At 72.9% G+C, this 18,888-nt stretch carries 16 protein-coding genes; 7 read left to right on the forward strand and 9 right to left on the reverse strand.

What is annotated here, in order from left to right; all coding sequences use genetic code 11:
- Positions 1-4: 4 nt before the first annotated feature.
- The 3 genes from AC07FJ_RS24405 to AC07FJ_RS24415 all read right to left on the reverse strand — a co-directional run bounded on the left by AC07FJ_RS24405 (position 5) and on the right by AC07FJ_RS24415 (position 3,109).
- Positions 5-598: a TetR/AcrR family transcriptional regulator gene (locus tag AC07FJ_RS24405; RefSeq protein ID WP_361422023.1), complete on the reverse strand. Its 594-nt coding sequence runs from the start codon at positions 596-598 to the stop codon at positions 5-7.
- 88 nt (positions 599-686) lie between these two features.
- Positions 687-2,345, reverse strand: coding sequence for a class I adenylate-forming enzyme family protein (locus AC07FJ_RS24410; RefSeq protein ID WP_479051421.1), 1,659 nt, complete (start codon positions 2,343-2,345; stop codon positions 687-689).
- The gene (locus tag AC07FJ_RS24415; RefSeq protein ID WP_468289548.1) at positions 2,342-3,109 is read right to left on the reverse strand and encodes an SDR family oxidoreductase; all 768 of its coding nucleotides are present in this window, start codon (positions 3,107-3,109) and stop codon (positions 2,342-2,344) included. Before AC07FJ_RS24415 ends, AC07FJ_RS24410 begins: the two co-directional genes overlap by 4 nt.
- Positions 3,110-3,271: 162 nt before the next feature.
- On the opposite strand from AC07FJ_RS24415, the gene AC07FJ_RS24420 reads away from it, so the two are divergent.
- The gene (locus AC07FJ_RS24420) at positions 3,272-4,516 is read left to right on the forward strand and encodes an exo-beta-N-acetylmuramidase NamZ family protein (RefSeq protein WP_479051422.1); all 1,245 of its coding nucleotides are present in this window, start codon (positions 3,272-3,274) and stop codon (positions 4,514-4,516) included.
- A 35-nt stretch (positions 4,517-4,551) separates the two neighbouring features.
- Here the strand turns inward: AC07FJ_RS24420 and AC07FJ_RS24425 are convergent, their stop codons facing one another.
- Positions 4,552-5,892, reverse strand: coding sequence for a hypothetical protein (locus AC07FJ_RS24425; RefSeq protein ID WP_479051423.1), 1,341 nt, complete (start codon positions 5,890-5,892; stop codon positions 4,552-4,554).
- 106 nt (positions 5,893-5,998) lie between these two features.
- Complete coding sequence (locus AC07FJ_RS24430; RefSeq protein WP_479051424.1) at positions 5,999-10,885, reverse strand: RICIN domain-containing protein; 4,887 nt, start codon at positions 10,883-10,885, stop codon at positions 5,999-6,001.
- A gap of 785 nt (positions 10,886-11,670) precedes the next feature.
- Between AC07FJ_RS24430 and AC07FJ_RS24435 the strand changes: the two genes are divergently transcribed.
- The 5 genes from AC07FJ_RS24435 (at position 11,671) to AC07FJ_RS24455 (ending at position 15,475) form a co-directional block, all read left to right on the forward strand.
- Positions 11,671-12,318, forward strand: coding sequence for a hypothetical protein (locus AC07FJ_RS24435; protein ID WP_479051425.1), 648 nt, complete (start codon positions 11,671-11,673; stop codon positions 12,316-12,318).
- Positions 12,319-12,472: 154 nt separating this feature from the next.
- Positions 12,473-13,207, forward strand: coding sequence for a 3-keto-5-aminohexanoate cleavage protein (locus AC07FJ_RS24440; protein ID WP_479051426.1), 735 nt, complete (start codon positions 12,473-12,475; stop codon positions 13,205-13,207).
- A 106-nt stretch (positions 13,208-13,313) separates the two neighbouring features.
- The gene (locus tag AC07FJ_RS24445) at positions 13,314-14,384 is read left to right on the forward strand and encodes an RNA ligase (ATP) (protein WP_479051427.1); all 1,071 of its coding nucleotides are present in this window, start codon (positions 13,314-13,316) and stop codon (positions 14,382-14,384) included.
- 105 nt (positions 14,385-14,489) lie between these two features.
- On the forward strand, positions 14,490-14,915 hold the full coding sequence (locus tag AC07FJ_RS24450; protein WP_479051526.1) for an Hsp20/alpha crystallin family protein: 426 nt from the start codon (positions 14,490-14,492) through the stop codon (positions 14,913-14,915).
- Positions 14,916-15,010: 95 nt separating this feature from the next.
- A complete protein-coding gene (locus AC07FJ_RS24455; RefSeq protein WP_479051428.1) occupies positions 15,011-15,475 on the forward strand; it encodes a DUF2267 domain-containing protein in 465 nt (154 codons plus the stop codon).
- A 21-nt stretch (positions 15,476-15,496) separates the two neighbouring features.
- On the opposite strand, the gene soxR is transcribed toward AC07FJ_RS24455, so the two are convergent.
- Positions 15,497-16,042, reverse strand: a complete 546-nt coding sequence (soxR, locus tag AC07FJ_RS24460) for a redox-sensitive transcriptional activator SoxR (RefSeq protein WP_479051429.1) — start codon at positions 16,040-16,042, stop codon at positions 15,497-15,499.
- Positions 16,043-16,149: 107 nt separating this feature from the next.
- On the opposite strand from soxR, the gene AC07FJ_RS24465 reads away from it, so the two are divergent.
- On the forward strand, positions 16,150-16,611 hold the full coding sequence (locus tag AC07FJ_RS24465) for a MaoC family dehydratase (RefSeq protein ID WP_361421990.1): 462 nt from the start codon (positions 16,150-16,152) through the stop codon (positions 16,609-16,611).
- Here AC07FJ_RS24465 and AC07FJ_RS24470 read toward each other — a convergent pair.
- From AC07FJ_RS24470 to AC07FJ_RS24480, 3 genes are all read right to left on the reverse strand, one after another.
- On the reverse strand, positions 16,602-17,246 hold the full coding sequence (locus AC07FJ_RS24470) for a TetR/AcrR family transcriptional regulator (protein ID WP_479051527.1): 645 nt from the start codon (positions 17,244-17,246) through the stop codon (positions 16,602-16,604). The genes AC07FJ_RS24465 and AC07FJ_RS24470 overlap by 10 nt on opposite strands.
- 85 nt (positions 17,247-17,331) lie before the next feature.
- Complete coding sequence (locus tag AC07FJ_RS24475; RefSeq protein ID WP_468289524.1) at positions 17,332-17,619, reverse strand: YiaA/YiaB family inner membrane protein; 288 nt, start codon at positions 17,617-17,619, stop codon at positions 17,332-17,334.
- A 76-nt stretch (positions 17,620-17,695) separates the two neighbouring features.
- Positions 17,696-18,847: an acyl-CoA dehydrogenase family protein gene (locus tag AC07FJ_RS24480; RefSeq protein WP_479051430.1), complete on the reverse strand. Its 1,152-nt coding sequence runs from the start codon at positions 18,845-18,847 to the stop codon at positions 17,696-17,698.
- Between the last annotated feature and the right edge of the window lie 41 nt (positions 18,848-18,888).

Below are 18,888 nucleotides of genomic sequence, written 5' to 3' on the forward strand. Positions count from 1 at the left end.
CGGTTTACGGCCGCAGGGCCCGCAGCAGGAGGTCGGCCAGGTGGTCGGCCACCTGCTGGGGGGTGAGCGGCCCGTCCGGGCGGTACCAGGTGGACAGGTGGTGGACGGAGCCGAAGTGGTAGTCCACCACCAGGTCCGCCGGGGTGGCGGAGGAGAAGACTCCGGCGGCCTGCCCCTCCTCGATGAGCGCCCGGAACCGCTCGTGGTAGCGGCGCCGCTCGGCCCGTACCTGCTTGTTCTTCTCGGGGCTCAGGTGGTGCATGGAGCGGAAGAAGATGGACGCGTCGTCGAGGTTCTCGATGGTGGTGACCACCACGTCGGCGGCGGCGTCGCGCAGCCGCTCCTCCACGGGCGCGTCGGCGTCCGCGAAGGCGTCCAGCCGCTCCTGCTGCAGCCGCAGCACGCGCGCGTAGACCTCCTGGAGGAGGTCCTCCTTGGAGCCGAAGTAGTGGTAGAGCGCGCCCTTGGTGACGCCGGCCGACTCGACGATCTCCTGGACGGAGGTGCGGTCGTACCCCTGCTCGGCGAAGAGCCGGGTGGCGGTGGCCAGCAGCCTCTGGGGGACGGGGGTGCCGCTCCCGTCCGTCGTCCTGGCCATGTGCCGCCACCTTTCTCGTGTCTCTCGGGTCGCTCTGATCTCTCGGGTCGTCCGTCTCGTCCGTCGGTTGTCCGGATCTCGACGGCGCCTACGCGGGTGAACGCAGTTCCCGCCTGAGGATCTTCCCACTCGTCGTCTTGGGCAGCTCCGGCAGGATCTCGACCTCGCGGGGATATTTGTACGCCGCCAGGCGCTGCGCGCAGTAGGCGGAGAGCTCGGCCGGCTCGGCGGCGGCGCCCGGGCGCAGGCTGACGTACGCCTTGACCGTCTCGCCCCGGTACGCGTCGGGGACGCCGACGACGGCCGCCTCGCGCACCGCGGGATGGCCGTAGAGCACGTCCTCGACCTCGCGCGGCCAGACCTTGAAGCCGGACGCGTTGATCATGTCCTTCTTGCGGTCGACGACGTACAGCCAGCCGTCCGGGTCCATGAAGCCGATGTCGCCGGTGCGCAGTTCGCCGTCCGGGAAGGCCTCGGCGGTGGCCTCGGGGAGCCGCCAGTAACCGGGGACCACCTGGGGGCCGCGTACGGCGATCTCGCCGGGCTCCCCGAACGGCACCTCCCGGCCGTTCTCGTCCAGGATGCGGACGACCGTGTCGGGGCCCGGGACGCCGACCGAGAGGGTGCCGGACGCCGGGTCGACGGGGGCCTCCTTCTCGGGGGGTACGGAGGCGCAGGGGGCGGTGCACTCGGTCAGGCCGTAGCCGTTGCGGATGTACGGGCCGAAGCCGGCGCGGAACTTCTCGACCAGGGCCGGGGGCAGCGGCGCGCCGCCCGAGGAGATCACCCGGAAGGAGGCGAAGTGGTCCGCTGTGGCGGAGGGGTGGGCGGCCAGCGCCATGAAGGCGGTGGAGGGGCCCACGGTGTAGGCCGGGCGGTGCTCGGCGAAGGCGTCGAGGACGACGCCCGCCTCGAAGCGGTACGCGAGGACGAGGGTGCCGGCGTTGGCGACGCAGGCGCCGAGTTCGCAGACCATGCCGGTGATGTGGAACAGCGGCGCGAGCGCGAAGTAGGCGGCGCCCTCGGCGACGGGGTGGCCGGCGCGCTGCCGTTCGGCGTTGTACGTGATGCCGCCGTGCAGGTTCATGGCGCCCTTGGGCGTGCCGCTGGTGCCGGAGGTGTAGCTGATGAGCGCCACGTCGGCGGCGCCGAGGTCCCGCCCTTCGGGCGCCGGGTGGCCGGCGCGGGCGACGGCGGTGAGGTCGTCGGTGTCGGCGGGCGCGGGGAGCCGCTCGAACCCGAGCACCCGCGGGTCGTCGCGGGTCTGGAGGTCCTTCTCGCACGCGGTGAGGGCGACGCGTACGGAGGAGCCGGCGGCCGTGTCGCGCAGGTACGCCTCCCAGGCGCGGTCCGCGCAGACCAGGGCGGCGGCCCCGGAGTCCTTCAGGACGTGGGCGACCTCGGCGGACTTGTACATCGGGTTGAGCGGGACGACGGTGGCGCCCGCCTTCCAGGCGCCGAGCAGCGCGAGCACGAAGTGCGGGGTGTTCTGGAGCATGACGGCGACCCGGTCGCCGTGCCGTACGCCGCGGGCGGCGAGGAATCCGGCCACCGAGTCGGAGAGCGCGTCGGTCTCGCGGTAGGTCAGGCGCCCGTCGAAGTAGGCGAGGGCGGTGTGCTCGGGGGCGCGGGCCACGGCCGCGCGGAAGGCGTGCACCACGGTCGGCGCGGGATCTATCGGGGCCCGCTGGGCGTCGCTGAGCTGCGCGAGCCACGGCTTCGCCGCGTAGATCGAGGTCGCGGTCACTGTCCGGTGCCCTCCCACTTCTGCTGGATGTGGCTCATATTGTTCAGCCAGCGCTCCGGGTCGCTCGCCCGGGCCCGGTAGTAGCCGGCCACCTCGGGGTGGGGCAGGATCAGGAACCGGTCGGCCTCGATGCCGTCGAAGAGCGCGTCGGCGACGTCCTCCGGCTCGATGGCGGTGGGCGCGAGGACGAGTTGGCCGGCCGTTCCGGCGGCCGTGAGCATGTCCGTACGGACGCCCTGCGGGCAGATGGCGTGGACCTTGAGGCCGCGGTGGCGGTAGGTGAGGGAGAGCCACTCGGCGAACGCGTACGCGCCGTGCTTGGAGACGCTGTACGGGGCGGCGCCGACCATGGTGAGCAGCCCGGCCGCGGAGACGGTGGAGACGAAGCGGCCCGCTCCGCGTTCCAGCCAGTCGGGCAGCAGGGCCCGGGCGGCGCGCACGTGGGCCATGACGTTGACGTCCCAGGCGGCCGCCCAGACCTCCTCGTCGGCGAAGGCGTCGCCGGGCGAGGCGAGTCCGGCGTTGGCGCAGTAGACGTCGACCGTGCCGCCGAGCGCCTCGCGGGCCTCGTCGACGATCGCGGAGGCGTCTCCGGGGACGGGCGTGGCGCCGATCTCGTCGGCGATGGCCTTGGTGCGGCCGGGGTCGATGTCGTTGACGACGACCCGCGCGCCTTCGGCGACGAACCTGCGGGCGAGCGCGGCGCCGATGCCGCCGCCCGCTCCGGTGACCACCACGCCCGCGCCCTGGACCGTCGTACTCATCGAACCCGCCTCTCCGTCGTGACTGTTCGCTGCTCTCCAAGTCGACAGACTAACCAGTCGGTATGTTGGCTGGGAAGGGCGCGGTGTCCGCCTCGTTCCCTGGGCGGGGTGCGCGCGCTAGCGTGCGAGACCGGATCGGTCGAACGGCACGGAGGTGTGCGGATGAGCGTGTCCAGACGGGGTCTGCTGATCGCCGGCGGCGCGGCGGGGGTGGCGGCGGCCGCCGCGCCCGGTGGCGCCACCGCCCACGAGGGCGGCCGCCGGGTGCGGACCGGGTTCGACCGGCTCGCGGCCGACGGGTACGCGGCGCTGGCGGGGCAGCGCGTGGGCGTGGTGACCAACCCGACCGGGGTCACGGCCGAGGTGCGGCACATCGTGGACGTCATGCACGCGGACGAACGCGTGGACCTGGTGGCCGTGTTCGGCCCCGAGCACGGCTTTAGGGGGACGGCGCAGGCGGGCGGTTCGGAGGGCCGGTACGACGACCCGGCGACGGGGCTGCCGGTGTACGACACGTACCTGAAGAGCGGGCGGGCGCTGGCGGACGTCTTCACCGCGTCGGGCGTCGACACGGTGGTGTTCGACATCCAGGACGTGGGCGCGCGCTTCTACACGTACATCTGGACGCTCTACGACTGCATGGTGGCGGCGGAGCTGGCGGGGAAACGTTTCATGGTGCTGGACCGGCCGAACCCGGTGTCCGGGCGGGCGGCCCTCGGGCCGGTACTGGACAGGGCGTTCGCGACGTTCGTCGGGCGCGAGCCGATCGCACAGGCGCACGGGATGACGGTGGTGGAGCTGGCGCGGCTGTTCAACGGCGAGTTCCTCGCGCGGCCGGTGGAGCTCGCGACCGTACGGATGGCGGGGTGGCGGCGCAGGGACTTCTTCGACGCGACGGGCCTGCCGTGGGTGCCGCCGAGCCCCAACATGCCGACTCCGGACACCGCGCTGGTGTACGCGGGGACCTGCCTGTTCGAGGGGACGAACCTCTCCGAGGGGCGGGGCACGACCCGCCCCTTCGAACTGCTCGGCGCGGAGGGCGTCGACCGGCGCTGGGCGGAGGCGGCGAACGCGCTGGAGCTGCCCGGAGTGCGGTTCCGGGAGGCGTACTTCACGCCGACCTTCTCCAAGTTCCAGGGGAAGACGGTGGGTGGGGTGCAGCTGCACGTGGACGACCGGGAGGCGTTCGACCCGGTACGGACGGGGGTCGGACTGCTGGTGACGGCGAAGCGCACCTGGAGCGGCTTCGCCTGGCGCCCGGACCACTGGATCGACAAGCTCACCGGCTCGGCGAAGGTGCGCACGCTGATCGACGCGGGCGCGGGAACGGACGACGTCGCGGCGGCCTGGGAAGCGGACCTGGCGGCCTTCCGGGCGGTACGGCGGCGGTACTTGGCGTACCGCTGACGGGGGTGCCTCCGGTCTGCCGTGAGCCCTGACGGTCAGTCGGGGAGCACGAGGAGGTCCAGACTGCCGGACACGAGGAGCCCACCGTGGCCGAAGCGTGCGCCGAGCGCGACGCAGCGGGCGTACCGCTCCGCGGTGAGCGGGGCGTTCAGGACCCGCAGGAGACGCAGGAGCAGCCGGAACCCGAGGTCGGGGTCGACCCGGGTGACGACCTGCTCGACCGCCGCGGCCGCGGTGGGGCCCGGGATCCCGTGCCAGTGGGGACTGATGACACGGTCCACCAGCAGCGGCGCCGCCGCGCGCACCTCGCGCAGGACGTCGTCCCTGAGGTCGGCGCGTACTGGAGGCAGGACGGGCGCGTACGACGGGGCGACCTCCCGGAGCCGCTCCCGGCACACCTCGGCGATGAGGCCGAGCCAGTCCCTCGCGTCCATGCCGAGCAGGTCGGGGTTGAAGCCCCGGTCCGACGCGGCCGACCACAGCGTGGCGAGCGTGTCGGCGGACAGGGGGGACTCCAGCAGGCGGGTCACGTCCACGAGCAGCGCGGCCGCCGCCGAACCGGGCGTCTCGGCGGTGCCGTCGGCGGCCGCGGCTTTCCGGACCTGCTCCCGCGGAGTGTCCTCGCCCGTGTGGTGGACGAACCACGAGGTGAGCGCGGAGAGGCCGAAGTCGCCCGAGCCGTCACGCCGGGCGGGGTCGACGGGCGGCCACCGCACGGTAAGGCCGTCGTACACCAGGGGCCCCGGGTAGCCGAGCCGGGCGTCGAGCTCCATGAGCCGGTCGTACCGGTCCTTGGCGACCGGGACGCCGTACGCCTTCAGCACCCGCAGGAAGAACCGGAGCCCGAGGTCCGCGTCGGCTTCCCGGACGATGCGCTCGAGAGCCGCCGGTACGGAGGCGGCCGACGGGCCGGACGGCGTCCCGTCGCTCGTCATCGCGGCCGCCACATCGTCCGCGCAGCCGTGGACCTCGGCGACCACGGCCGCGCGCAGCTCCCGCTCGTCCACGTCGGGCCGGTGCCACATGCCCTGCGGGCCGCGGGGCTGCTCACGGGGGCGTGCCGGGTACGCGGCGGCGAGCCGGCGCAGCCAGTCCCGCACGGTCATGCCGTGGCCGGCCGGGTCGAAGCGCCCGTGTGTCGCTGCGAGCCAGGCCGTGTGCAGCACGTCCTCCGGCAGGTCCGAGCCGAGCAGGCACCCCACGTCGACCGCCAGTTCCACGGCCCCCTCGCCCTCGCCCAGGACCGCCACCTCGGCCGCCAGCTCCAGCGCCCGTGCCACGTCGGCACGGTCTTCGCGGGACAGCCGCTCGGTGAGTGCGCTGAGCCCGAAGTCACCTTCGTAGAGGAGGCCGTACATCTCGCGCCGTCTTGCCATGGAAGCCCTTCCGGGTGTGTACGCGGTCATAACGGTGGGCCCGCTCCCTCGACACGACGGAGCGGGCCCACCACAGGAGATCAGAGGTGACGAGCGGCGGTCATGCCTACGGGAGCGGGTAGGCCGTGTAGACGATGAAGCCCTCGTGTCCGCGCTTCTTCGGGAGGCGTTTCAGGATGACCCGGACCGTGTTGCCTGCCGGGACCGGGGTCGAACGGTCTGCTTTGTACACCGTTCCCAAGGACGGGTACTGACGCCACGTGAAGTCCGGAAGCCGGAACTCGTGCACTTCCTTGAACTGGCCGCGTCGGTGGATGAAGTCGTCCAGTCTGTCGAAGCTGGCCTCTCTCCTCTTGCCGTGGGGGAAGAAGTAGTTGGCCAGAGCCCGGTCGACCGCCTGCTGGGCGATGTCCTGGTTGGTCCACACCGTGTTGATCGGCAGACGGCCGTTGTTCCTGTTCTCGATGGCGAAGTCCTCGGCCTGCCGCCGGTTCGGCCTGACGTGCCTTTCCAGGGTGTGGGCCCCGGTCTGCGGATAGATGTCCTCGTCCGTGAGGTTCCCGCAGTTGTGGACCAGGACGTCCTCGGACTCGCGCAGCCCCTCGGCACGCACGTAGAACGTGTGCAGTCCGTCGACCGTGAGGTCGAAGACCGTCCGGGGCGCGATCCCCGACCGGTCCGTCAGCCCGCTGACGCGGTGCACCTCGCCGTCCGGCGTGCGCAGGGCGTCGCCCGCGCGCAGCTCCGACACGAGGGTCCAGCCGGCCCCCACCACGTACACGCGGTGGCCGGCGGTGCTGGTCAGCCGTGATCCGTCGGCGAAGGCGATGTCCACCAGCCGGTCGGTGTCGTGTGTGTAGGTCGCGGTGACGGCCTGCGGGGCCCGCACGCCGCGCTCGGGGTCGGCTGCCAGGACCCGGTCGCCGCGGCGTATCTCGCTGATCGCCTTGTGGCTGCCGTCCGCCATCAGCACCTGGGTGTCGCCCGGGAAGCTGTTGATCCGGCAGGACGTGACCATGTCCTCGTACAGGTTGACCGTGTTCTCGATGCGGGCGAGCGTCGCCGGGTCCAGCTCGTCCAGGGCCTTCAGGGCGTTGAACGCGTCCCGGACGTTCACGCCGGTGTTCATCGCCGCGTCCAGGGCGCGGATGGCGTCCGCGACCTTGTCGAACGCCTTGCCCGGGATGAAGTTGCTCGCCGCCCAGGCGCAGCCGCTCGCGCTGCCGTGCCAGCAGTCCAGGAAGTCCTGGACCAGGACCGCCTTCAGGATCTGGTAGACGACGGTCTGCTTGATGATGTCGAGCTTGCTGAAGTACTCGGTGACCTCCTTCTTCAGCCCCTTGAACGGCTCCGTTCCCAGCGGGAGCGTGTCCTCGGAGGGGCAGCCGGAGGCCGTGGCCGGAACGTCCGGGTTGGTGCAGAGGAAGAAGTCGACGTTCACGTTGAACGTCACGAGGTAGGTGACCTCGCAGCCCTCGAAGCCGGCCGTGATGACGCAGTCGTTCTGCTGCTTCGCGTCGGTGATCTCGAGGCTCTCGTCGTCGACGACGTAGAACATGCCGCCGATGCCGGTGCCCGCGCCCTTCGCGACCTGTTCGTTGGCCGTCTTCCGCTCGGCGGACTCGTACGCCTCCTGTGCCTCCTTGGCGTACTTGTCCGCGTCCTTCGCCGCCTGTTCGGCCTCCGTGGCGGCCTGGTCCGCGCGGGTCGCCGCGGCGCGGGCGTCCTTCGCGGCCTGTTCCGCCGCCGCGGCTGCCTCGCGTGCGGCCTGCGCGTCGAGCGCCGCCTGGTCGGCGGAGTCGCGGGCCGCCTTGGCGTGGCCCTCGGCGCGTCCGGCCGCCTTGTCGGCGGCCGCGGCGTCCTCGGCGGCCTGCCGGCCGTACTCGACCGTGCGGGCCAGCGACTGTGCCGCCTTGGACGCCGCGAGTGCGGCGTCGGCCGCGTAGCCGAGGGCCTCCTTGGCGTACGTCCGGGCCTGGGACGCGTGGTTGGCCGCGTTGGCGGCGTGCTGGTACGCGGCCTTCGCGTCGCCCTGCGCCGTCTGCGCGAGGGCCATGGCCGCGGCGGCCTCCTCCTGCGCGTTCTTCGCGTGGGCGTCCGCGACGGCCTTCTGCTGCTCGGCGATCGACTTGGACGCCTGGCCCGTCAGGACGACCAGACCGGCGGCCGAGTCCTTCGTGACGTACGGGGAGCCCAGCTGGATCGCGTCGTTGGCCGGCTTGGCCACCTGCGCGGCGGCCTTCCCGGCGTCCACGGCGGCCCGCGCGGTGACATGGGCGAAGCCGGCGGCCTTCGCCGCGGCCGCCAGGGCCTTGGCGGCCTCCTTGTTCGCCTCGTCGGCGTGGTCCTTGGCGGTCTTGGCGTGGGCCTCCGCCTCGTCGGCGAGCTTGACGGCCGCGCGGGCCTCCGCGGCGGCGTGCTGCGCGGCGGCGATCGCGTCGGCCGCCGCGCTGGTCGCGGTCTTCACGGCCGCGTCCGCCCGCAGCTTCGCGGCCTGGGCGGCGTCCGCGTCGGCGCGGGCCCGCTTGGCGGCCGACTCGGCGCGGGTGGCCGCGGCGTCCGCGTCGGCCGCGGCCTGGGTCGCCGCGTCCGCCGCGCCGCGCGCGTTCTTCGCCGCCGTCTCGGCGTCGGTGGCGTACTTGTCGGCCGCGTCGGCCGCCGCGCGGGCCTCCTGCGCGTTGGCGTCCGATTCGTGGGCCTGGGCGTACGCCTCCTTCGCGTCCGCCTTGGCGCGTGCCGCGTCGGCCTTCTGCTCGGCGTCCCACGCGTCGTCCCGCAGGTCACGGGCCTTGTCGCGGGCGGTCACGGCGGCGTTCTTCTTCTGGACGGCGGTCGCCTCGGCCGACTCGGCCTTGTCCTTGGCGTCCTTCGCCTTGCCCGCCTCGGTCTCGGCGGTCTCGCGGTGCTGCGCCGCCTCGGCCTGCTTGGCCGCCGCGGTGCGCATCTCCTTCTCGGCCGTCTTCTCCTCGGCCTCGGCCGCGAGCCGCTTGGCGTGGGCGTCGGCGGCGGCCGCCTTGGCGTCGCCCTCCGCCTTCAGGGCCTCCGCGAGCTTCGCCTCCGCGGTCTCCTTGTCCTTCTTGGCGTTGTCCCGGTGCACCTTGGCCGCGTCCGCCGCCGCCTTGGCCTGCAGCTCGGCCGCGTGCGCGGCCTCCTTGCGGAACTCCGCCTTGGACTGCGCGGCCTGGGCCAGGGCGCGCTGGGCGATGGTGGCGCTGTCGCCGGCGGAGGCGCGGGTCGCGGCCTCGGCGGTCTCACCGGCCTTCACCAGGGCCTCCAGCGCGGCGGCCGCGCCCTTGGTGACCTGTGCCTTCTGCTGGCCCACCAGCAGGCCGCGACCGCGCGGCGCGCCCTTCTGGTCGGCGATGGCGTAGGCGGCCTGTTCGGCGGTGTCGGAGGCGGTGACCGCCTTCTTCGCCGCGGCGGCCTGCGCCTTGAGGACGGCGAGCTCGCGCGTCGCGGCGGCCTGCGCGGCGACGATGCCCCGCTTCGCCTTGTCGAACTGCGCCTTGTCCGGGTAGCCGAGGCTGTCGGCGCCGTTGCTCCCGGACGGCTTGATGGTGAACTGCTGCGGGCCGGTGCCGTTGCAGGCCCACTGCCACGCGTCGCGGCCGTTGTCGTAGGTGTGCAGGTCGACGCACTTGCCGGTGGCGGCGTTCTTCAGGGCCGTCTTGGCGCGCGGGTTGTACTCCCAGGTCTGCGCCGGGCTCTCGTTGCACGTCGCGATCTGGATCTTCGCGCCGTTGTCGGTCTTGCCGCCCGCCACCTCGAGGCACTTCTGGGAGCCGAGGCCGCGCAGCCGCTGGTGCTGTCCGCCGCCTTCCAGGAGCCACTTCTGCCCGGCGGACCCGTTGCAGGTGTAGATCTGGACCGGGGTGCCGTTGGCCGACGCGCCACCCGCCAGGTCGAGGCACTTGCCGGGGGCCGCGGGCACCTCGATGGCGGCGGGGCTGTCGCCGATCCAGCCGAGCCCGCCCGGCGACCAGTAGTCCTGCCACTGCGCCAGGTGGTCGGCGATCCACGAGCGGCCCAGCAGCTCACCCATCGCCTTCGCGCCGGTGGCGAGCGCTTGGGTGGCGTCCTTGTTGGCGGCGAGGATCTGGTCGCGCTGCGCCGCCTGCGAGGCGATCTCCTCCTGCCACTCGGCCGCGGCGGTGGTGCCCATCGTGCCGAGCACCTTGTTCGGGTCGATCGGGTCGCGCCAGGCGCACGACGCGAACCGGGCCTTCAGGTCCTCCACGCCGATGCGGAACTCCGCGGACCCCGGCGCCGGAGCCGTACGCGGGAAGCCACCGGACGCGAGGAACAGCCGGGCGTTGTCGGCGCTGGTCGGCTCCAGGGACCAGTCCACCAGGCGTGCGAACGCGTCCCGCTCGGCGATGTCCCGGTTCCAGTCCGGGGACTGCGGGTCGGGGTCCTTCCCGTAGAGGGGGGCGCCCAGCTCCTTGACCGCCTTGACGGTCTTCTCGTCGGCCAGGGGAGTGGAATCCCGGTAGAAGTCGGAGTCCTCCTTCCAGAACCGCTCGGCGATCCACTTGGCCAGGCCGGTCTGGGAGTGGAAGTCCTCCTTGCCGTCGCCCGGCGAGCCCGGGGGCGAGTGGAAGTCGGCGACGGTGAAGCCGCCCGGCGTCTCCAGCCCCTCCAGTGGCGCTGCCCAGGCACCCCGCCGCGTCTCGAGGGCTTTGAGCTCCCGTGTCACGGCGGCCCGGTCCTTGGCGTACGCCTGCGCCAGCGGGGTCTGCTCCCAGTGCTGACGGTTCGCGAGGGCGTGCAGCTGCTCCTGCGGTTGGTTGAGGCCGTCCTGGGCGACGGTGGCCATCTCGGGGCCGCCCAGCCGCAGCACGTCGGTCATCAGGCACTGGTCCTGCCGCAGTTGCTCGGCGGGGGTGTCCTCGTTCCAGTCGTACGTGGCGTTCGCGGGCGCGGCCCGCAGCTCGGTACGGCCGAGCAGGTCGGGCTGGACGGCGAGGCCGCCGAGGAGCGCGGCGGCGGTCACGGAGGTGACGAAAGGCGTGAGAGCGAAGGATCTGCGTGACGACGATCTGCTTCTCGACAACCCTGGTCTCGGGCGCACGGGGGTATCCCTTCATGGAAACAGGGGGCGGCTCGGGGCGCTGGGGTCGCGTGGGGTGCTTGAGGTGCGCGGGAGACGTCAGGTGCGCGGGAGACGTCAGGCGCTCGGAGGCGCGAGGGGTGGCCGGGCGGCCGCCGATCAGTCGGAGCCCGTCGAAGCGGCCGTCACGATGAGCCGGTGACACGGCATGGCTGATCCCCCTCCCCCACGGCGTTCCCTCCCCGGACGCCGATCGATGTGTGCGCGGATCAACGGACCGGGTCAAGATCCCTCCGCGCGCAGGGCTCACCCTAAACAGCCCCCTACCCCTCGGCAAGAGCCTTCCGCCGCCGCAAGAGCGCCTCGGCCGCGGTCAGTTGCCCAGTGGCCCGCTGCCGGCGCCGGTGGCCTGGATGTCACCGGCCGGGCGGCCGGGACGGGCGGGGTGGGCACGGCGGGGGCGGCTGTTCCGAGCCGTGCCGGCCTCCGGTGCGCCGTCGTGGGGCCGGGCAGGCCGCAGAGGGACTGACTCGGGGTAACGGGCGGTACGGGCACGCGGCGAGGTGACCGGCCGTCACCTTCGCGGCACCGCCCCACACGGCGCGACGGGCACGTTTCGCGCCAGATGTACCGATGATGGCTCCCATCCGTTTTTCGATGGAGCCGGAACGGGCACTCGTACGTCCATTCATCGACGCCGAAGTACGAGCGACGGAGGTGGCAGGGCGATGGCCGGTTTCCGCAGTCTTGCGAGACAAGTACGCGATCCGGAGTGCGATCTGGCGCTGCGGCGGTATTCGCTGCGCAAGTGCCTGGAGCGGTTCGCCCCTTACGGGCACCGCGCCACGTGGGACCACCTGTGCAGCAGGCACAGGTTCGGGCCCGAGGACCGGGCGCCGGATCCGGCGCGGCTGGTGGCCGCGCTCGACGAGGTGGAGGAGGCGCGGGCCGTGTGGCTCGCGTACGAGGAGGAGTTCGCGGCGCGCCGCAAGCGCGAGAAGCACGACGGGCTGCGCCGGCCGGGCTGGATCGACGACTGGCACCGGCGCACCTGGGGCGGCAACGGCATCGCCCGGTGCGACGACCCGTCGGTGCATCCGACGCTGCCGCTCGCGGACGCCCTGCGCCGGCTGATCAAGGCGCTGGAGTCGGCACCCGGGGAGGACTGCCCGGTGTGCGCGGACGACCGGATCGTGTGGCGGCCGGAGCTGAGCGCGGAACCGTGGTTCGGGCCCGTCTGCACGGGCTGCGGGATCGTGGTGCCGCAGCCCGTGCTGACCCCCGAGGCGCTGGCGGCGGCCAAGCGGCGGATGCGGCCGGGGGCGCGGACGGAGGAGCGGGCGCGGTCGCGCAGGGAACTCGTGTCGGTGGGGTGAGACGAGTCGGACGTGACGGGGCAACGGGGGATACACGGGGTACGGGGGCGCACGGCCGCGGGGGCGTGGTGCGCCGGACCGGGGTGGGGTCCCGGTACCGGCGGCGGCGCCGGTGCACCGGTCCGTTGTCAGTGGCGGGTGCCACCATCGAGACATGATCCAGGTCTGTCTCAACGGGGCCCGCGGAGCCGGTGATTCCGCGGTCGTGCCCCTGTCTCCCGCGTCCATGGCCGAGTCGGCGGCCGGTGCCGTGGCGGCCGGCGCCGCCGACGTGCACGTGCATCCCAAGACGCCGTGCGGCCACGACACGCTGTCGGCACGCGTGCTGGCGCCCGTCATCACCGCGATACGGGACGCGGTGGACGTGCCGGTCGGGGTGACCACCGGCGCGTGGGCCGAGCCAGACCCGGTGCGCCGCGTGGAGCGGGTGCGCTCGTGGACGGTGCTGCCCGACCACGCTTCGGTCAACTGGGACGAGCCCGGCGCCGAGGAGGTCGCGGCCGCGCTGCTGGAGCGCGGCGTGGGCGTGGAGGCGGGCATCCGGTCGGGGACGGACGCGGCACGCCGCTTCCTGGCCTCTCCCCTGGCGCCCCGCGTGACGCGGGTGCTGGCCGAGGTGGCGGACCCGGACCCCGCGACCGCGCCGGCCACGGCCCGGTCCCTGCTGGACGAGCTGGGCGCGGCCCACGGCGTACCGGTGCTGCTGCACGGCGAGGACGGCGGGGCGTGGCCCGTGGCGGGGCTCGCGATACGCCTGGGGCTGGACACCCGCATCGGCCTGGAGGACACCCTGCTCCTGCCGGACGGGCGGCCCGCCCGGTCCAACGCCCAGCTGGTGGAGGCGGTTCGGCGGCTGGGGCCGGGGCCGCGGCTGCCCGGAAGCGCGTGACGCTACCAGCCGGAAAACCGCTGGGCCAGCCGATTCGGCGCCGGAACAGTGGGCGGCGATGCGAAAACACCACTGAACGCACGACCCACCCCGAGGAGTCGCCGCCATGTCGACGCTGCGCGTCACCGCCGAACTGCTGACCGTCCACGAGCATCCGAACGCCGATGCCCTGGAGCTGGCCCAAGTGGGCCTGTACCGGGCCGTCGTCGCCAAGGGCGCCTATCGCAGCGGCGACGCCGCCGTGTACATACCGGAGCAGGCCGTGCTGCCGCCCGAGCTCATAGCGGAGCTGGGGCTGACCGGGCGTCTGGCGGGGAAGGCGTCCGACCGCGTCAAGGCGGTGCGGCTGCGCGGGGAGTTGTCGCAGGGCATCGTGTGCCGGCCGCGCGCGCTCGCGGACGTGGACCTGGTGCGCGCCGCCGCCGAGGGGACGGACTTCGCGGAGCTGCTGGGCGTCACCAAGTGGGTGCCACCGGTGCCGACGACGATGGACGGCGAGGTGGAGGCGGCGCCCGACCTGCTGCCGTGGGTCGACATCGAGAACGTCCAGCGGTACCCGGACGTCTTCGAGCCGGGTGAACCGGTGGTGCTGACGGAGAAGGTCCACGGCACCGCCTGTCTGGTGACGTACGTCGCCGAGGACGAGCGGGTGTACGTCTCCTCGAAGGGATTCGGCGCCAAGGGGCTGGCGTTGCAGGAGGACCCCGGCAACCTGTACTGGCGGGCCGTGCGTGCGTACGACGTCCCGGCGGTCGCCGCGCGCCTCGCCGCCCGTCTCGGCGCCACGCGGGTCGGGATCTTCGGCGAGGTGTACGGCGCGGGGGTCCAGGACCTGGCGTACGGGGCGAACGGCCGCGCCGAGGAGGGCGTGGGGTACGCGGTCTTCGACGTGTCGGCCGAGATCGACGGCCGCGTGCGCTGGCTGGGCGCGGACGAGCTGCCGGCCGACGAGCTGCCGCTCGTACCGCGGCTGTACGCGGGGCCGTACGACATCGCGACCGTGCTGGAGCTGGCGACCGGCCGGGAGACGGTGTCGGGGCGGGGACTGCACCTGCGGGAGGGCGTGGTGATCCGGCCGGCCGTCGAGCGGTACAGCCCGGTCGTGGGCGGGCGGGCCATCGCGAAGGTGGTCAGCCCGGCGTACCTGACCCGGAAGGGCGGCACCGAATACGAGTGAGGTTTCTTGAGTCCCCTCTTGTCAACTTCGGGATGGCGCGCTATAGAAGGAGATGTAACGGTCAGCACCATCTGTGAGGACATGGAGCAGACAGAGGAGGGACCGATGATGCTGATGCGTACCGACCCCTTCCGTGAGCTCGACCGGCTCACCGAGCGGCTGATGGGCACCGCCGCGCACCCCGCGGCCATGCCGATGGACGCCTACCGCGAGGGGGACGCCTTCGTCGTGCGGCTCGACCTCCCGGGGGTCACACCGGACGCCATCGACCTGGACGTCGAGCGGAACGTCCTCACCGTCCGGGCCGAGCGCCGTACGGCCCCGGAGGAGGGGGCCGAGATGGTGATCGCGGAGCGGACGGCCGGCACCTTCAGCCGCCAGCTCTTCCTCGGCGAGACCCTGGACACCGACCGTATCGACGCGTCGTACGACATGGGTGTCCTGACGCTGCGGATCCCGGTCGCCGAGCAGGCGAAGCCGCGCAAGATCTCCATCAGCGGCGGCGGCGACCGCAAGGAGATCAGCGGCTGAGCCGGGCGGCGGCCACACCTCACCGTACGGGGGCGGTGGGCCCCTCCCCGGCCCCACCGCCCCCGGCCCACCGGTCGAAAGGCCCAGGGAGAACCATGCGCATGCAGTGGGACGCGTTCCTGACGTCGGTGCAGGAACGCGGCGAATACCCGTCACGGCGGGAGGCCGACCGCGCCACCCGCGTCGTCCTCGCCCTGCTGGGCGCACACCTGGTCGGCAACGAGCGGGCCGAGCTGGCCGCCGGGCTGCCGGAGACGTGCGCCCTGGTCCTGCTCAACCCGCTCACCGCGGCGGAGCCCCTCAGCCCGGAGCGGTTCGTCCGCGCGACCGCCGCGTGGATAGAGGGCGCCACCGAGGAGACCGCCACGTGGGACATCGGCGCCGTGCTGAGCGTCGTGGCCGACACGGCGGACGAGGACCTGATGCGGCGGGTCCTGCTCCAGCTGCCGCCGGGCTACGACCTGCTCTTCGGCCGGCCCGGCATGGTGGAGCGGGAGCCCGACGAGCAGCCGTACCAGGACCGGGCCGAGCGGCCCGAACGGTTCGCGACCTCCGAGTAGGCGGCCCGCCCCGCGGCCCGGTCAGCCGCCTGATCCTCGGCCGTCCGCTTCGGCCGTCCGCTTCAGTCGTCCGTCGCAGTCGTCCGTTGCGGCCGGCGCGGGCTTCGGGCGGGCGGCCTCGGGCATGAGGCGGGAGCCGGCCAGGCGCTCACCGAAGACGTCGTCCGGGTTGGACAGCACGCACGTCTTCAGCGACAGGCAGCCGCATCCGATGCAGTCGGTGAGGTGGTCGCGCAACCGGCTGAGCTGCTTGATGCGTTCGTCCAGCTCCGAGCGCCAGGCCTCGGAGAGGCGGGCCCAGTCCTCCCGGGTCGGCGTGCGCTCTTCGGGGAGTTCGGCGAGGGCGTCCCGGATCGTGGCGAGCGGGATGCCGACGCGTTGCGCGGCGCGGACGAAGGCCACGCGGCGCAGCGCGTCCCTGCCGTACCGGCGCTGGTTGCCGCTGGTGCGCCGGCTGCTGATCAGGCCCTTGGACTCGTAGAAGTGCAGGGCGGACACGGCCGCGCCACTGCGCGCGGACAGCTGTCCGACCGTGAGCTCGTGGATCTTCTCTGGAATCTTCGGCACCCGTCGCACCCTACTGGCCGTGCCGGAGCGTCCGTTGACAGGAGCCCTCTCCCCCGACCATGCTGAGCAAGCGCTTAGACATCACAGTCAGGTCAGGGAGCTGGGACATGGCAGAGCCGAGGATCTTCACGTCCGCCGACGAGCTGCGCGCCGCGGTCGGCGAGCAGCTGGGCCACAGCGACTGGCTGGAGGTCGACCAGAAGCGGATCGACCTCTTCGCCGAGGCCACCGGCGACCACCAGTGGATCCACGTGGACCCGGAGCGGGCGGCGACCGGCCCGTTCGGCACGACCATCGCGCACGGCTACCTCACCCTGTCGCTGCTGCCGCTGTTCGTGCCGCAGGTCCTGCGGGTCGAGGGCGTGAAGATGGGCGTCAACTACGGGACCAACAAGGTCCGCTTCCCCGCCCCCGTGCCGGTCGGCTCGCGGCTGCGCGCGACCGCCGCGCTGCAGGGCGTCGAGGAGGCGGGCGGCGGCGTGCAGGTGACCGCGCTGGTGACGGTGGAGCGCGAGGGCGGCGACAAGCCGGTGTGCGTCGCCGAGTCGGTGTCCCGCTACTACTTCTGAGCCCGGGGCGTCCCCGGGGCCCCCACCATGCGCAGGACGAGGTCGGCGTAGAGCGCGCCGACCTCGTCGGGCGTCCGGCGCCCCGCGGTGTTGAACCAGCGGGCCACGTCGATGCAGAGCGAGAGCACGGCGAGGGTGGTGCCGGAGACGTCGGGCACGTCGAACTCACCCGCCGCCACGCCGTCGTTGATGATGCGGCGCACCACCGCGTCGCTCTTGCGGCGCAGCTCGTGGATCTCGGCGCGGTGCTCCTCGCTCAGCGAGTCGAGCTCGTACTGGACGACCCGGGCGGTGGTGCGCCGGCCGGCGTGCCAGCGGACGAAGGAGCGCACGGCGTCGGCGAGCCGCTCGGCGGCGGTGCCGGGGCCGCTCTCCGCGGCCTGGAGGATCTTCAGGGCCTTCACGTGGCCGATCCGGCTGATCCGGTGGAGCAGCTCTTCCTTCGTCTTGTAGTGGATGTAGAGCGCGGCCGGGCTCATCCCGGCGCGGCTCGCGATGTCACGCGTGGTGGTGGCGTGGTACCCGCGCTCGGCGAAGGCGTCGACGGCGGCGACCAGCAGCCTCCTGGCCGCCTCCGGTGTGACCTCGTCCCACGGCGTGTCCTCGCCGCCGGCCGTCTCCTCCGCCGTGCTCATCGCGTGCGCCCCTTCCGTGACCTGCAGGACGAACACCATACCGCGACGGTGAGCAAGCGCTTAGAGCTGCGCGGCGCCCGGCACCTCAGAGCTTCTGGAAGGGGTCGTGCTCGGCCAGGAGCTTCTCCAGGCGGGCCTGGTCGACGCGGCTGACGATCTGGCCGGCCTCCTGGCGGTCGCGGACCACCTTGGCGAGGGTGAAGGCGGAGGTGGTGAGGTACAGGACCGCGATGGCGAGGAAGGCGCGGACCCAGGCGTCCGCCTCCAGGTTGAAGATGCCGATGGCCACCGCGCCCAGGGCGAGCGCGAAGGAGGCCACGGCCTGGCCGTAGTAGGCGGCCGTGTTCTGCTGCTTGACCGGTGTGTCACTCATGCGGGAAAGCATGCGCGTGCTGTGGCCGGGGCCACATCCGCTCCCGTACTCAGAGGCGGTACTCAAGAAGCCGTACTCAGAAGGCGGAGACGCCCGTCAGCGCCCGCCCGATGATGAGCTTCTGGATCTGGCTGGTGCCCTCGTAGAGCGTCATCACGCGCGCGTCGCGCAGCAGTTTGCCGACCGGGTACTCGTCGATGTAGCCGTAACCGCCGAAGACCTGGAGGGCGTTGTTGGCGCAGCGTACGGCGGCCTCGGAGGCGAAGAGCTTCGCCTGGGAGGCGGCGGTGGCGAACTCCTCTCCCCGGTCGACGAGATCGGCCACCCGCCAGGTCAGCAGCCGGGCCGCGTCGACGTCCACGGCGATGTCGCTGATCAGTTCCTGCACGAGCTGGTACGAGGCGATCGGCTTGCCGAACTGCTCGCGCTCGCCCGCGTACCGCACGGCCGCGTCCAGCGCCGCCTGTGCGATGCCGACGCACCCGGCGGCGACCGACATGCGGCCCTTGGCGAGCGCCGACATCGCGATCGAGAAGCCCTTGCCCTCGGGGCCCAGGAGGGCGGAGGCGGGCACCCGCACGTCCTCCAGGATCAGCTCGGCGGTGGCCTGCCCGCGCAGGCCGAGCTTGCCGTGGACGGTGCGGCGGGTCAGGCCGGGGGTGTCGGCCGGTACGAGGAAGGCGGAGACGCCCCGGTGGCCGGGGGTGTCGTTGGTGCGGGCGAAGAGGAGGACCACATCGGCCCAGGTGCCGTTGGTGATGAACATCTTGCTGCCGTTGACGACGTAGTCCTCGCCGTCGCGCACCGCGCGGGTGGTGAGGCTTCCGGCGTCGGAGCCGGTGCCGGGTTCGGTGAGGCCGAAGCAGCCCAGGGCGTCCCCGGCGGTGAGGCGGGGCAGCCAGTGGCGCTTCTGCTCCTCGCTGCCCCAGGCGGCGATGGTCTTGGTGACCAGGCCGAGCGAGACCGAGACGATGCCGCGGACGGAGGAGTCGCCGCGCCCCAGCTCCTCGGTGACCAGGCAGTACGCGAGGTGGTCGCCGCCGCTGCCGCCGTACTCCTCGGGGATGGTGAGGCCGAGGAAGCCGACCTCGCCGAGCTTCTTCACGATCGACCGGTCGACGCTCTCGGCGCGGTCCCAGGCGACGACGTGCGGGGCGATCTCGCGCCGCACGAACTCCTCGGCGAGCCGCCGGACGGCCGCCTGCTCCTCGCTCAGCTCCAGGTCCACGGCGCGACACCCTCCCGTTAACTATCACTGCTAGTTTCTTT

This window comes from Streptomyces sp. NPDC045998 (genome assembly GCF_056430285.1).